This is a genomic window from Streptomyces sp. NPDC054783 (assembly GCF_053611725.1).
This window is the reverse complement of the sequence record NZ_JBSHAY010000007.1, coordinates 308,399-322,609: the sequence shown is the minus strand read 5'-3', so window position 1 is coordinate 322,609 and position 14,211 is coordinate 308,399. Positions and strand designations below refer to the sequence as shown.

At 71.2% G+C, this 14,211-nt stretch carries 9 protein-coding genes; 6 read left to right on the top strand and 3 right to left on the bottom strand.

Going from position 1 to position 14,211, the window contains the following annotated elements; all coding sequences use genetic code 11:
- Window positions 1–55 precede the first annotated feature (55 nt).
- Complete coding sequence (locus tag ACWGJ5_RS16220; protein WP_453310359.1) at window positions 56–1,513, bottom strand: MFS transporter; 1,458 nt, start codon at window positions 1,511–1,513, stop codon at window positions 56–58.
- A 244-nt stretch (window positions 1,514–1,757) separates the two neighbouring features.
- Here ACWGJ5_RS16220 and ACWGJ5_RS16215 point away from each other — a divergent pair, with 244 nt between their 5' ends.
- The 6 genes from ACWGJ5_RS16215 to ACWGJ5_RS16190 all read left to right on the top strand — a co-directional run bounded on the left by ACWGJ5_RS16215 (window position 1,758) and on the right by ACWGJ5_RS16190 (window position 12,103).
- On the top strand, window positions 1,758–2,147 hold the full coding sequence (locus ACWGJ5_RS16215) for an acyl carrier protein (RefSeq protein WP_453310358.1): 390 nt from the start codon (window positions 1,758–1,760) through the stop codon (window positions 2,145–2,147).
- Between the two features lie 40 nt (window positions 2,148–2,187).
- The gene (locus tag ACWGJ5_RS16210) at window positions 2,188–7,581 is read left to right on the top strand and encodes a type I polyketide synthase (RefSeq protein ID WP_453310357.1); all 5,394 of its coding nucleotides are present in this window, start codon (window positions 2,188–2,190) and stop codon (window positions 7,579–7,581) included.
- A 100-nt stretch (window positions 7,582–7,681) separates the two neighbouring features.
- Window positions 7,682–9,334 (top strand): long-chain-fatty-acid--CoA ligase, encoded by a 1,653-nt coding sequence (locus ACWGJ5_RS16205; protein ID WP_453310356.1) that lies wholly within the window; start codon window positions 7,682–7,684, stop codon window positions 9,332–9,334.
- Between the two features lie 59 nt (window positions 9,335–9,393).
- The gene (locus ACWGJ5_RS16200) at window positions 9,394–10,422 is read left to right on the top strand and encodes an LLM class flavin-dependent oxidoreductase (protein ID WP_453310355.1); all 1,029 of its coding nucleotides are present in this window, start codon (window positions 9,394–9,396) and stop codon (window positions 10,420–10,422) included.
- 11 nt (window positions 10,423–10,433) lie between these two features.
- Window positions 10,434–11,213: a thioesterase II family protein gene (locus ACWGJ5_RS16195; RefSeq protein WP_453310354.1), complete on the top strand. Its 780-nt coding sequence runs from the start codon at window positions 10,434–10,436 to the stop codon at window positions 11,211–11,213.
- A gap of 95 nt (window positions 11,214–11,308) precedes the next feature.
- The gene (locus tag ACWGJ5_RS16190; RefSeq protein WP_453310353.1) at window positions 11,309–12,103 is read left to right on the top strand and encodes a helix-turn-helix domain-containing protein; all 795 of its coding nucleotides are present in this window, start codon (window positions 11,309–11,311) and stop codon (window positions 12,101–12,103) included.
- 56 nt (window positions 12,104–12,159) lie between these two features.
- Here ACWGJ5_RS16190 and ACWGJ5_RS16185 read toward each other — a convergent pair whose 3' ends face one another.
- Entirely contained in the window at window positions 12,160–12,975 is an 816-nt protein-coding gene (locus tag ACWGJ5_RS16185; protein WP_453310352.1) for an AfsR/SARP family transcriptional regulator, read from the bottom strand.
- Between the two features lie 40 nt (window positions 12,976–13,015).
- Window positions 13,016–13,843: an AfsR/SARP family transcriptional regulator gene (locus ACWGJ5_RS16180; protein WP_453310351.1), complete on the bottom strand. Its 828-nt coding sequence runs from the start codon at window positions 13,841–13,843 to the stop codon at window positions 13,016–13,018.
- Between the last annotated feature and the right edge of the window lie 368 nt (window positions 13,844–14,211).

Below are 14,211 nucleotides of genomic sequence, written 5' to 3'. Positions count from 1 at the left end.
CCCGCTCGGGTGCCGGCCGCCTCTTGTCGGGCCGCGCGGGGAGGGTGACGGCCGGTCAGCCGGCCGTCTTGGCGCGGTTGCCCGGCAGGAACTGCACCAGGACGACGACGGCCGCGCTGAACAGGGTGAGATAGACCAGCGCGGAGTTGAACGCGGTGGCGAACACGCCCAGTCCCGCGGTCGGTGAGGCGTGGTCGAGCTTGCCGTAGAAGATGATGCCGATGACGGCGACGCCGAGCGCGTTGCCCACCTGCAGGGCGGTGGACAGGGCTCCGGAGCCGGCGCCCGCGTGCTGGGGGGAGACCCGGGAGAGCACCACCGACACCAGCGGCGCCATCACGAGGCCGGACCCGACGCCGTACACCAGCAGGGCGGGTGCCAGTTCGGCGAGTTCACCGGTGACGCCCACGTGCGAGACGAGCAGGTGCAGCGCCAGCAGGCCGACGATCTGGACGGCGGCACCGATGGCCAGCACCTGGCGGCCGAGCTTGGCGGCCAGCTTCGAGGCGTAGATCGAGCTGACCAGGAAGCCGAGGCCGATCGGCAGCGCCAGCAGACCCGCCTGAAGCGCGTCCAGGCCGCAGCCCTGTTGCAGATAGATGGCCAGGATCAGGAAGAAGGAAGCCGAGGACGAGAAGTAGACCAGCTCGGCGAGGATGCCGACGGTGAAGGACCGCTCCCGGAACAGGCCGAGGCTGATCAGGGGTGAACCGCCGCGCCGTTGCACCTGGTGCTGGTAGAGCGCGAACACCGCGAGCAGCGGCGCCGCCAGGGCGAGCAGGATCCACGACCACAGCGGCCAGTGCTGCTCGCGGCCCTCCACCAGGGGCAGGACCACGGCGGTCAGTGCCATCGCGAGCAGCACCGAACCGGGCAGATCCAGCCGGGTCTGTCCCGGCGACTTCGACTCCGCCACCAGCCGGGGCAGCGCGATCAGCGCCACGATGCCGAACGGCAGGTTGATCAGGAAGCAGGACCGCCAGTCGAGTCCGAAGATGTCGGCCTGGATGAGCACGCCTCCGACCAGCTGGCCGAGGACGCCGCCGAGACCCACCGCGAGCCCGTAGAAGGCGAACGCCTTCGCCCGTGCCGCGCCGGTGAACAGGATGTTGACCAGGGCCAACGCCTGCGGGGACATCATGGCCGCGGCGAGACCCTGCAGGATGCGGCCGACGACCAGGCTGCCCGAGTCGGGCGCGACGCCGCACAGCAGCGAGGCCGCCGTGAACAGGACGAGCCCGATCATGTACATCCGGCGGCGGCCGGCGATGTCGCCGAGGCGGCCGCCGGTGATCAGCATCGCCGCGTAGGCGAGGCCGTAGCCCGCCACCAGGAACTGGATCGCCGCCGAGCTCGCGTGCAGGTCCTTCGTGATCGAGGGCACCGCCACGTTCACGATGAAGAAGTCCAGAGAGACCATGAAGACCGGCAGCACGACCACCAGCAGCGTGGCCGAGCCCGGTCCTGTTCGGTCAGCGTCCGCCGATTGCGCTGTGGTGGCTTCGGTGGCCATTTTCCCCCTCCTCGGTAATCCCGTCCGCTGGTTCCGCGACGACCGGTTGGATATTCACCTGAGGAAGGTCCCACCGGCCGGCTCGACGGGTCAATTACGTCACGGGTAATGCCGGCCGAATCCGCGCCGCGGCGGCCGGCGTATCAGGCACGCGTCAGGATCTGGTCAGCCCGGCTTGCTTGAATCTGCCCGTACTGAATACCTCCGGCATTGCGTCTTTGACGTACGAGCGAAACGGGGTGCGATGACTGAGAGCATGTCGATCACCGGACAGTTGCGGGCGCTGCCGCTCTCCGAACGCCGGGAAGCGCTGGAGGCCGTCGTCGTGGGCGAGTTCAAGGCCGCCCTGCTCATGACGGACGCCGACGAACTGCCGCTGCGGGACAACTTCTTCGACATCGGGGTCACCTCCCTGCGGCTCACCGAGATCAGGCAGCGTCTGGAGAAGCTGCTGGAGTGCGTGATCAGCGCGAACCTGCTGTTCAACAGCCCCACCGTCGAGAAGCTGATGAACCACCTCGTGCAGGACGCCCTCGCGGACGTCTTCGAGGGCCCGGCCGGCGGCCCCGCGGCCGAGGCCGCCCCCGACGAGGAGCTGTGGACCGATCTGCTCGACGAGCTGTACCGGCCGTGACCGAAGGACTCCCGCCCCGGGAGCGAAAGGAAGCAGCGTGATGACAGCGAGCCCCGGCCCCGAGGGCGCCCGGCCGAGCGAGACGGGCGACGACCGGCTCAGTTCGGCTCTGCAGACCATCGAGCGGCAGCGCGGCACGATCCGCGAGCTGCTGCTGGAGAAGCACGAACCGATCGCCGTCGTCGGCGTCGGCCTCAGGTTCCCCGGGGGCAACACCGACCTGGACGGGTTCGCGGACTTCCTGCGCGCCGGCCGGTCCGGCACCGGGCCCGTCCCCGAGGACCGCTGGGACGTGCCCGCGTTCACCGCCGACGAGGAGGTCGAACGCGGCCGGATACGCACGGCCGGCGGCGGGTTCCTCGACCAGATCGACCGGTTCGACGCCCAGTTCTTCAACATCTCCCCGAAAGAGGCCCAGTACGTCGACCCGCAGCAGCGGCTGCTGCTGGAAACGGCGTGGGAGGCCCTGGAGAACGCCAACATCAACCCCACCTCGCTGCGCGGCGGCAACGGCGGGGTGTACGTCGGCGCCAGCTCCGTCGACTACGCCCTGGAGATGACCGACCTCGCCTACGAGGACCTGGACGGCCATCTCGCCTCCGGCACCACCGCCTTCCCGCTGTCCGGCCGGCTGTCGTACTTCCTCGGCCTGCACGGCCCGTGCATGAGCGTGGACACGGCCTGCGCGTCGGCCCTGACCGCGCTGCACCTCGCGGTCGAGGGCCTGCGGCGCGGCGAGTGCGAGATCGCGCTGTGCGGCGGGGTCAACGCCATCCACCACCCGCGCGTCTTCGTGACGTTCAGCCACGCGAACATGCTCGCCCCGGACGGTCGGTGCAAGACCTTCGACGAGGCGGCCGACGGCTATGTCCGCGCCGAGGGCTGCGGTGTCCTGGTGCTCAAGCGCCTGTCCGCCGCCAAACGCGACGGCGACACCGTCCTCGCCCTCGTCCGCGGCTCGGCGGTCGGCCAGGACGGCGACAGCGCCGGACTGACCGTGCCCAACGGGATCGCCCAGGAGGCCGTGATCCGCTCCGCGCTCGCCAACGCGCGGCTGAAACCGGCCGACATCCAGTACGTGGAGGCCCACGGAACGGGCACCCCGCTCGGCGACCCCATCGAGATGGGCGCGATCAACGACGTGTTCGCCGACTCCCACTCCAGGGACGAGCCGCTGATGGTCGGCTCGGTGAAGACCAACCTGGGCCACATGGAGCCGGCGTCCGGGATCGTCGGCGTGATCAAGACCGTGCTGCAGATGCGCGAGGGGGTCGTCTACCCGCACCTCAACCTCAGCACCCCCTCGGCCCGCATCCCGTGGGACGTCTACCCGGTCACCGTGCCCACCGAGGTACGGACCTGGAAGGCCGGGACCCGCCGCGCGGTCGTCAACAGCTTCGGCTTCGCGGGCACCATCGCGGCCACCGTCCTGGAGGAGGCCCCGCCGCTGCTGCGCGAGCCCGCCCCCGCCGGCGAGGACAGCACCGGGCAGGAGCGGGAGGAGGCGCACGTCTTCACCGTCTCGGCACGCACCAAGAAGTCCCTGCGCCGTCAGGTCGAGCGCTACCGCGCCTACCTCGACGAGCACCCAGGCATCGCGCTGCGCGACCTGTGCCACACCGGCAACGTCGGGCGCGCCCATTTCCCGGTACGGATGTCGGCCGTGGTCGCCGACCACGACCAACTCCGCGACCAGCTGGACAAGTTCCTGGCGCAGGACCGCGGCGGCGCCCGCGGACGGTCCCGCCGCAACCGCAAGGTGTCCTTCCTCTTCAGCGGGCAGGGAGCGCAGTACCCGGGCATGGGCGCGCCCCTCTACGACCGGTTCCCCGTGTTCCGCGAGCACATCGACACCTGCGACCGGCTGTTCCAGCCGCTGCTCGGCCGCTCGGTCAAGGCGATGATCCTGGGCACCGACCAGCAGGCCGAGGACATTCACCGCACCCTGTACACCCAGCCGGCCCTGTTCACCCTCGAGTACGCGCTGGCCAAGCTGTGGATGTCCTGGGGGGTACGGCCGGGCTCGCTGATCGGCCACAGCATCGGCGAGGTGACCGCCGCGACCGTCGCGGAGGTCTTCACGCTCGAAGAGGCCGTCGAACTCGTCGCGGTGCGGGCCCAGTTGATGCAGTCGGTGACCGTGCCCGGCGGCATGGCCGCCGTCACCGCCCCGGTCTCGGTGGTCGAGCCGCTGGTGGAGAGTTACCCCGACCTCGCGATCGGCGCCGTCAACTCGCCCAAGCAGTGCGTGGTGTCCGGCGGGGTGGCGTCCCTGGCCGAGCTGACCGAGCTGCTGCGGGCGCGCGGGGTCGACGTCAAGCAGCTGACGGTCTCCCACGCCTTCCACTCGCCGCTGATGCAGGAGGTGACCGCGCGGTTCGGCGAGGCCATCTCCCACATCCGCTTCCGGGAACCGCGGATCACGCTGATCTCCAACGTCACCGGAGAACCGGCCAAGCCGGGAGTGGTGTCGAACGCCGAGTACTGGACGCGGCACATCGGCGAACCGGTGCTGTTCGAGTCCGGTATGACCGCCCTGGAGCACCGCGGTGAGCACGTGTTCCTGGAGATCGGCCCGTCCTCCGCCCTCACCTCGCTGGCCAAACAGAGCGTGGCCGTGCAGAACCACAGCTGGCTGCGCAGCCTCTCCGCCTCCGACCGCGGCAGCACCACGATCCTGCGCGCGGTGGCCCAGATGTACGCCGAGGGCCTTCCGCTGTCGTGGTCCGCCTTCCACGAGGGACAGCCGGCCCGCAAAGTGGCGCTGCCGAACTACGTGTTCGACCGCAAGCGCTACTGGATGCCGAACGAGCGCAACCGCCATCGCGGGGCCCGCGCGGTGGGCGGCTTCCAGCATCCGCTGCTGGGCCAGGAGGTGACCACGGCCGAGCAGACCGGTGCGGGCACCCGGGAGTTCGCACTGCAGCTGACCACGGAATCCCCCGCCTACCTGGCCGACCACGTCGTCGGCGGCAGGACCACCGTGCCGGTCGCGGCCCATGTGGAGTCCTTCCTGGCCCTGCAGGACGTCCTCTTCGGCGAGGCCCGGCGCCCGATGCGGCGGCTGACCTTCGAGGAGCCGCTGCTGCTCACGGAGGAGGAGACGGCCGAGGTGCGCGTCCGTGCCGTCCTGTCACCGGACGGCGGTGCGACCCTGGAGCTGGTCAGCCTCGGCGATGACGGCGAGGTCCGCCATGCCACCGCCACCGTGGCACCACCGGCCGACCCGGACGCCGACGAGGCGCTGGACGCCGTCGCGGCGGACCTGACCGCACTGGCCCGAGCGGCGGGCGCCCCGACGGAGGAACGCCCCGCCGACGAGCTGTACAGCGGGCTGTCCGCGACGGGTACCGAGCACGGTCCGGCGTTCCGCCGGCTGGCGCACGCCTCCCGGTACGATGCCGGGCTCGTCGTCGGCGAGCTCGAGGGGCTGCCCACGGGCGCCCCGGAGTTCCTGCCGCCACCGGCCCTGGAGAGCGCGGTGCGGCTGCTGCCGGCACTGGCCGAGGAGGGCCCCGGCCTGCTCGTGACCGGCATGGACACCTTCCGGTTCCTCAAGAAGCCCCGCTCGGGGCGGCTGCGGGTGCTGCTGCGCCCGGCCGAGGACGCCCAGGACGGGCCGGCCGCCGATCTGCTGGGCCTGGAGGACGAGGTGCCGGTGTTCGAGGCGCTGGGCGTGCGTTTCGCGCCCTGCGCCGACCCGGCCCTGGCACGCCGGCACTGGTTCCACCAGTTGCAGTGGGTGGAACAGCCGTCGGTGCCGGCCGCGGAGGAGACCGCGCAGGAGCGGCACGTGCTGGTCGTGCACAAGGACCCGGGCGCCTTCCCCGCCGGGGCGGGCCTGCCGGAAGGCACCCATCTGACCTTCGCCGACAGCGTCGAGCACGCCGTGGAACTCATGCGTGACTGGCGCCCGACCGACCTGTGCTGGTTCTGGCGTCCGGGCCCGGCGGCCGACGCCGGCGACACCACGGCCGCGGCGCTGAGCGCCGAGAGCGAGACCAACTACCGCGAACTGCTTCAGCTCGTGTCCGCCCTGGAGAGCGCGGGCTTCGGCCGGGACCAGCGGCTCTACCTGGTGACCGAGCGGGCGCAGTGGCTTCCCTCGGACACGGCCGGCACCGGCGAACACCTGGCGGCGGCATCCCTGTGGGGCTTCGGCCACGTCCTGCTCAACGAGTCGCCCACGCTCCGGGCGACCATGGTGGACCTGCCCGGCGACGGCACCGGCCCGGCGCGCCTGCTGGACGAGGTGCGCGGCACCAACCGGGACGAGTTCCAGGTGGCGTACCGGGGCGACACGCGCCACGTCCGGCGGCTGGCCCCCACCGAGGTGCCCGCGACGGAGCCGGCCGCCACGGTCCGGCCCGACCGCACCTATCTGATCACCGGCGGTCTCGGCGCGATCGGCCTGGTCACCGCGCGCAAGCTGATCGACCTCGGGGCCCGGCACCTGGCACTGGTGAGCAGGCGGGGCGCCCCGGCGGCCGATGTCGCCCACCTCAGGGCGGAACTGGACGGCCTCGCCGAGGTGACCGACGTCAAGGCCGACATCTGCGACCCGCGGGACATGGCCCGGCTCACCCGTGAGCTGCTGGCCTCGCCGTACCCGCTCGGCGGCATCTTCCACTCCGCGGGCGTGCTGGCCGACGGCGCGGTCTCCGCCCAGACCTGGGAGACCTTCGACACGGTGTTCCAGCCGAAGGTGTACGGCACCTGGCTGCTGCACGAGACGGCGAAACTCTTCCCCGAGCTGGACTTCTTCGTCTGCTACTCGTCCGCCGCGGCGGTGCTCGGCGGGGCGACCCAGTCGAACTACGCCGCCGCCAACTCCTTCATGGACCATCTGATGCACTGGCGCGCGGCGCACGGCCTGCCGGCGCTGAGCGTCAACTGGGGCCCGTGGGCGACGGTCGGCATGTCGGCCCGGCTCAGCGAACAGATCGTCAACGCCTGGCTGGACCAGGGCATCCGCTTCTTCTCCCCGGCCAAGGGCATGCGGGCGCTGGCCTCGCTGCTGGGCCGCCCGGTGGTGCAGATCGGTGCCGGCGAATGCGACTGGGACCGCTTCGTGCCGTCCAAGCCGATCCCGAACGCCCTGTACGACGACCTGTACGTGCCGCGCGAAGGGGCGGTGCGCACCCTCGACGTCGACTCGCTGCGCTCCCGGCCGCGCGAGGAGCGGCTCACCGCGATCGACGAGTTCGTCCGGGCCAAGGTCGCGGCCGTGCTGTACATCGAGGACGCGGACTCCGTCGACTCCGATGTGGAGTTCACCCAGCTGGGTCTGGACTCGCTGGTCGCCATGGAACTGCGCAACGCCCTGGAGGCCGCCTTCCGGACGCCGCTGCCGGCCTCGGTCGTCTTCGACCACCCCAGCGCCGAGCAGCTCGCCGAGTTCCTCGACACCCGGCTCGTCCCGGCCCCGGCATGACCGTCCGCACGGCGGGCCGCACCGCGGCCCGCCCCCGGACCGGAGTGATCCCTTGGCTTCCTCTCCCTCCTGAAGGAGGGGGTTTCCCCGGAGGTTCCCGATGAACGACATGCCGCCCGAGCCCGCCGGTCCCCCCGCACGGCCCACCGGTGCCCCCGCCGCGCCCGGCGACCCCAAGACCCTGCACGCGGCCGCGGCCCGGCACGCCGCCACCCGTCCCGAGCGGACCGCCGTCATCCACGAGGACCGGCACACCAGCTTCGGCGAGCTGCACCTGGGCAGCAACCGGACGGCGCACGCACTGCTGCGCGCCGGGCTGTCCAGGGGCGACCGGGTCGCCTACTTCGGCAAGGACAGCGCCCTGTACTTCGAGATCGCGATCGCCTGCGCCAAGAGCGGCACCGTGCTGGTGCCGGTCAACTGGCGGCTGTCCGCGGTGGAGGTCGACCACATCCTGCGCGACTCCGGCGCCCGGCTGGCCTTCGTCGAAGAGGAGTTCCTGCCGGTGGCCCGGCGGGTCGCCCGGTCCCTGCCCGGGCTGACCACCCTCGTCCACCTGGACGACGCCGGTGGGACGGGTACGGCCGGTGAGACGGATGCGGACGGCACCACGGGCTTCACCGCCTGGCGGGCCGGGGCCGCGCAGAGCGATCCCGATCCGGGTACGGGCACCGACGACCCGGTTCTGCAGGTGTACACCAGCGGCACCACCGGCCTGCCGAAGGGCGTCGTCCTCGCCCACCGCAGCTTCTACTCGTTCGTCGAGGCCATGGAGCGCGAGGGCGCGGACTGGTTCGACTGGCTGCCCGACGACGTCAGCCTGGTCTCCTTCCCCGGTTCGTACGTCGCGGGCATGGCGTGGTTCATGCACAGCTTCATCGCCGGGATCCCGAACGTCGTCATGCGGATGTTCGTCGCCGAGGAGGCGGTGCGCCTGGTCGAACGGCACGGCGTCACCATCACCTTCGCGGCACCCGCGATGCTGCATCTGATGCTCACCGAGGCACGGGGGCTCGACGCGTCGTTCCGGTCGCTGCGGAAGGTGGCGTACGGTGCCGCGCCGATGCCCGAGGCACTGCTCGACGAGTGCATCAAGGTGATGGACTGTCAGTTCGCGCAGGTCTACGCCAGCACCGAGAGCGGCAGCGTGGCCACCATGCTGCCGCCGTCCGACCACTGTCTCGGCAGCCCGGTGCTGCGCAGCGCCGGCCGGGCCTGCCCGGGCAGCGAGCTGCGGATCTGTGACCGGCAGGGCCGGCCGCTGCCGGCCGGGGAGACCGGCCAGGTGTGGATCAGGACCGGGGCCCGCATGCTCGGGTACTGGGGGCTGCCGGAGGCGACCGAGCGCACGCTGGTCGACGGCTGGCTCCTGATGGGCGATCTGGGCTACCTGGACGAGCGGGGCTATCTCTACCTGCGCGACCGCATCAACGACACCATCATCTCGGCCGGGCAGAACATCTACCCCGCCGAGGTGGAGAACGCCCTCGACCAGCACCCGGCGGTGTCCGAGAGCTCCGTGATCGGCGTCCCCGACCCGCAGTGGGGCGAAGCGGTCCGGGCCTGCGTGGTGCTCGCCCCGGGCGCCCGGGCCACGCCGCGGGAGCTGATGCTGCACCTGCGGGGACGGATCGCCGACTACAAGATCCCGACCAGTTACGTCTTCGTGGACGCCCTGCCCCGCAACCCCTCCGGAAAGGTGCTGCGCCGGATCCTGCGCGAGCAGCACGGCGACGGGCAGCCGGCGAACTGACCCGGCCGGCCCCGGAATCCGCCCCGCGGACGACCCAGACGATCACAAGGGAGCCCTGGATGCCGCCCAACGACCCGCCCCCGACACCGCTGCGCATCGGCGTTCTCCTGCCCACCAGGGAGATGGCCGTCACCGGCGACTACTCCGTCGCGCCGCTGCTCGACTTCGCCCGCGAGGCGGAGGAGCTGGGCTTCGACTCGCTGTGGGCGGGTGACTCGCTCACCGCCCGGCCGCGCCTCGACCCGCTGGTGGTGCTCGCCGCGGTGAGCGCGGTCACCAGCCGCGTCGGGCTCGGCACCGCCGCGCTCACGGCGACCCTGCGCCACCCGCTGATCGGGGCCAACATGGCGGCCGGTCTCGACCACGCCTCGGGGGGACGGCTGACCCTGGGGCTCGGGGCGGGTTTCCCGGTCCCGGAGTCGGCGGCCGAGTTCGCCGCCGTCGGGGTGCCCTTCGAGAGTCGGGTCGGCCGGCTGGACGAGACCGTACGGCTGTGGCGGCAGGCCTGGCGTACCGACGGCGAGCCCGGTGCGGCCGAGTTCACCGGGCGCTACTGGCGCACCGACGGCCTCGACCGGCTGCCGAAGCCCGCTGCCCCCGGCGGCCCGCCGCTGTGGCTGGCGAGCAGCGACACGCCGCGGGTCCTCTCGCGCGTGGCGCGCCGCTACGACGGCTGGCTGCCCTTCCTGCCCGACCCCAAGGCGTACCGCACCGCCTGGGAGCGGATCACCGAGCTCGCCGGGCAACACGGCCGGGCGCCGCACGCCATCACGCCCGCTCTGTACGCCACGCTGAACGTGCAGGCCGACCGCCGCCGCGCCGAGGCGGCCCTCGACACCTACGTGCAGGGCTACTACGGCCGGCCGCTCGCCCTGATGAACACGGTCCAGGCGTACGGCTGGGGCACTCCGGAGGAGTGCGCCGCCTGGCTGGCCGAGTACGTCGCGGCCGGCGCCCGCCACCTGGTGCTCCGTATCGGCTCCCTCGACTCGCGTCCCCACCTCCGGCAGATCGCCGAGGAGGTCCTGCCGGTGCTGCGCGCCACGCGGCCGGCCGGACCTGTCCATGCCGACCAGCCCCTCCAGTGAGGAAACCTGCGATGACCAACCGCATCACCTCCCCGTCGAGCCTGTGGTTCCAGCCCGGCGAGGCCGGCCCGGACGCGGCCCTGCGCCTCTTCCTGTTCCCGCACGCGGGCAGCGGAGCGTCGATCTACAAGGAGTGGCCCGACCTGCTGCCCGCCGACATCGCCCACCACTGCGTCCAGCTTCCCGGCCGCCAGGACAGGGCCTCGGAGGAGACGTTCACCGAGATGGAGCCGCTGGTGGAGGCGCTCCAGGAGGCGATCACCCAGGAGCTGGACGACCGTCCGTACGCGTTCTTCGGGCACTGCATGGGCGCGCAGCTCGCCTACCGGCTGGCGGTCGCGCTGGAGAAGAGCGGCGGGCCCGGACCCGTGCTCGTCGGGGTCTCGGGGTGGGCCCCCAAGGACTTCAAGACCCCGACGCTGGAGCAGGCGTACATGCCCATCGAGGAGCTGAAGGGATGGATCCGGGCGCTGGGTTCGGTGCCGACCGAGATCATGGACGATCCCAAGGCGCTGGAGATGATCATTCCGGCGATGCGGGCCGACCTGGCCGTGGTGGCGAGCTACCTCGACGACGGCGCCGCGATCGGCTGCCCCGTCGTCAGCTACAGCGGCAACCAGGACCAGCTCATGGAACGCGGCGCGATGGCCTCCTGGGTGGACCGCACCAGCAGCTACCTCGGCAACTCCGAGTTCAACGGCGACCACTTCTACATGAACGACATCGACAACACCATCGGCGTCACCTCCGACCTGGTGCGGCACATCAGGCGTGCGGTGGCGGCGTCATGACCACCGGGGGCACCGGGGCCGCGGTGAAATCCCTTGGCCCGGCGGGCATTTGAACCGGCTTTGAGAAACCAGCCCACCCTCCTAGCATGAAGTGCGTGACCACAGTCGAGCAACCGGCCGGAGTCGGGCCGCTCATCCGTGAGTGGCGGCAGCGCCGCCGCCTGAGCCAGCTCGACCTCGCCCAGCGGGCGGGGATCTCCGCGCGGCACGTCAGCTTCGTGGAGACCGGCCGGGCCCAGCCGAGCCGCCGTATGCTGCTGCAGCTGGCCGACCATCTCGAGATCCCCCAGCGCAATCGCAACACCCTCCTGGTGGCGGCCGGTTACGCGCCCGTGTTCCAGGAGTCCGCCTTCGACGCGGCCCGGATGTCGGCGGTCCGGGCCATGGTCGACCGGCTCTTCGGCGCGCACGAGCCGTTTCCCGCGCTCGCCCTGGACGCCGACGAGAACATCGTCACGATGAACGGCGGGGCCCGGCTGCTCGCCCGCGAGCTGCCGGACCACCTGCGGGAGCCCCCGGTCAACCTGATGCGGCTGACCCTGCACCCGGAGGGCCTGTCGAAGATGATGGTGAACTCCGCCCACTTCCGCCAGCACATGCTGGGCCGGCTGCACCGCCAGGTCATCCACTCCGGCCGGCCGTCCCTGCGCCGGCTGTACGAGGAGGTGTCCGGCTATCCGGGAATGGACGCGGAGCCGGAGCTCACCGACGAGGTGGTCACCCTGCTGCATGTGCGCGCTCTCGGCACGGAGCTGCGCCTGTTCAGCACGGTGACCACCTTCGGCGCGTCCACGGACATCACCGTGGCGGAGCTGTCGCTGGAGACCTTCCATCCGGCCGACGAGCACACCGCGGACGTCTTCCGGGCGGCCGCACGGCAGTTGGCATGATTGGCCGCGGACCGCGCGGCCCCGGGGATGCCCGGGGCCGGCGTCGCCGCGACGGGTCAGCTGATCTCCACGAACCCGGACGTGGCGGTTTCCAGGGCGGGATCGTGCTCCAGTATCGCCCGCTCGCACCTGCGCAGACCGATCGACGGCAGGCAGCCGGCGCTCTCCGCCATGCGCTCGCGCACCCGCTGGTAGACGCCCAGCGCCTCGACCTGCCGGCCGCAGCGGTAGAGGGCCACCATCAGCTGGGCGCACAGCCGCTCCCGGGGCAGGGGCATGCCGTCCACCAGCGCGCTGAGCTCGCCGATGATCAGCGCGTGGCGGCCCAGCGCGAGTTCGCTGTCGAAGAGGATCTCGTAGGCCCGCAGCCGTGTGTCCTGGTAGCGGGCGGCCTCGGTCTGGCACAGGGCCCCGCCGGTGATCCCGCCGAAGACCGGTCCGCGCCACATGTCCAGGGCCCGGCGCATACGCGAACTGGTGTCGGCGGGGTGGCGGATGCCCGAGGACTTCTGCGCGTCCTGGACAGCGCGGACGAACCGCTCGCCGTCCACCTCGTCGTCGCGGACCACGAGCTGGTACCCGTTGGGCCCCGACTTGAGCCGCCCCTCGGAGCGGGTGGGTTCGACCCGTCTGAAGCACTTGCGGAGCCTGCTGATGTGGGCCTGCAAGGCGTTCTCGGACCTCCCGGGGCGGCTGTCGCCCCACAGTTCCCCCGCGAGCACCGAAGGGGAGACGAAGGAGCGCCGGTTGACCAGGAGGGGAATCAGGAGTGTCGTCTGCGCCGCGCTTTGGACGAGATGTGTTCCGTCGGGGCCTCGCAGTTCCATGACGCCCAGCAGGTTGAGCATGGTGTTGGCGCCTTCCATGAGCATGCCGCCTCGTTCGCAGTTCGATTCGACCTTGTCCGGCCCCTCACATGCCGATGACGACCTGCCGTTGGACACCGGCCGCCGCCAGGGCGATCTCGGCACCGGAGGACAGGCTCAGCAGTGGGTTGTGCGAGAGGATCGCCTGCTCGAAGGCGCTGGTGGCCGGCGAGGGCTCCAGACCGAGTTCGTCGTTCAGCCGGCGGCGCAACTGCTGGTAGGCGGCGAGCGCCTCGGACTGCCGGCCACAGCGGTAGAGCGCCGTCATCAGCTGCTGCCAGAACCGCTCGTGGAAGCGGTCCCTGGCGAGGATGGTGCGCAACTCACCCACGATGCCCGTGTGGTTGCCGGTGCGCAGTTCCGCGTCGAAGAGCGTCTCGAGTGCCAGCAGGCGGGACTCCTCGTACTGGGACACCGCGGCCTTGCAGATCGCGCCGCCCTCGCCCGCCGGCAGTACCGGGGTGCGCCAGGCCTCGAGCATGGCCCGCAAGTCCCGGATGGCCGAGCGCAGATCGCCGTCCAGCCGACCGCGCACGTGGTCCAGCCTGTGCTGGAACCACAGCGCGTCGACCTCGTCCTCCGAGACCAGCAGCTGGTAGCCGGAGGTATGGGTGAGCAGCCGGGACGTGGAGCGGTCGGGTTCCAGCGACGAGAGCCTTCGCCTGATCCGGCTGATGTGGGCCTGGAGGGCGTTCTCCACCCGGTCCGGGTGCTCCTCACCCCACAGCTCGTTGATCAGGGCCTCGCTGGGGACCAGCTCACCCGACTTGATCAGAAGCGTACGCAGCAGTTTCCGCTGGAGCGTGCCGCGGACCTGTAACCTCCGGTCCGCGACTTTGATCTCCAGTGGCCCTAGAATCTTGAAATAGAGCACGCTCAGAACCCCCGTTGTCTGATACGAGCACTGGCGATAAGTTGTCCGTCCGCTGCCTGTGTCTTCTTTGACGGCCGGCGCGAACGATCTTGAGTGCATGGTCCGGGCGAAGACGGAATTTGGGATTCCCCTCCGTCTGGAGCGTCAATTCCGCTCTGCGCCCCTCACCTTATCGGCTCAATCCTGACCGCACTATGACGACTCGCTGACATCCGGCTCTCATTCTGTTTCAGCCGGGGTCGAGCGCACATCACCGGGGCGTCGAGACCGGCAGGAAGGCCGTGCACCCCGCACAGGGGCCGTCCCGGACAGATCACACCCCGTCCAGCCCGTGACCGATTCTTGCCACCAGCTTTGCACTCCGGTTC

What these genes read in the sequence shown, in the direction of transcription:
- ACWGJ5_RS16220 (WP_453310359.1), bottom strand. Translation starts at nt 1,513, where the DNA reads ATGGCCACCGAAGCCACCACAGCGCAATCGGCGGACGCTGACCGAACA.
- ACWGJ5_RS16215 (WP_453310358.1), top strand. Translation starts at nt 1,758, where the DNA reads ATGACTGAGAGCATGTCGATCACCGGACAGTTGCGGGCGCTGCCGCTC.
- ACWGJ5_RS16210 (WP_453310357.1), top strand. Translation starts at nt 2,188, where the DNA reads ATGACAGCGAGCCCCGGCCCCGAGGGCGCCCGGCCGAGCGAGACGGGC.
- ACWGJ5_RS16205 (WP_453310356.1), top strand. Translation starts at nt 7,682, where the DNA reads ATGAACGACATGCCGCCCGAGCCCGCCGGTCCCCCCGCACGGCCCACC.
- ACWGJ5_RS16200 (WP_453310355.1), top strand. Translation starts at nt 9,394, where the DNA reads ATGCCGCCCAACGACCCGCCCCCGACACCGCTGCGCATCGGCGTTCTC.
- ACWGJ5_RS16195 (WP_453310354.1), top strand. Translation starts at nt 10,434, where the DNA reads ATGACCAACCGCATCACCTCCCCGTCGAGCCTGTGGTTCCAGCCCGGC.
- ACWGJ5_RS16185 (WP_453310352.1), bottom strand. Translation starts at nt 12,975, where the DNA reads ATGCTCATGGAAGGCGCCAACACCATGCTCAACCTGCTGGGCGTCATG.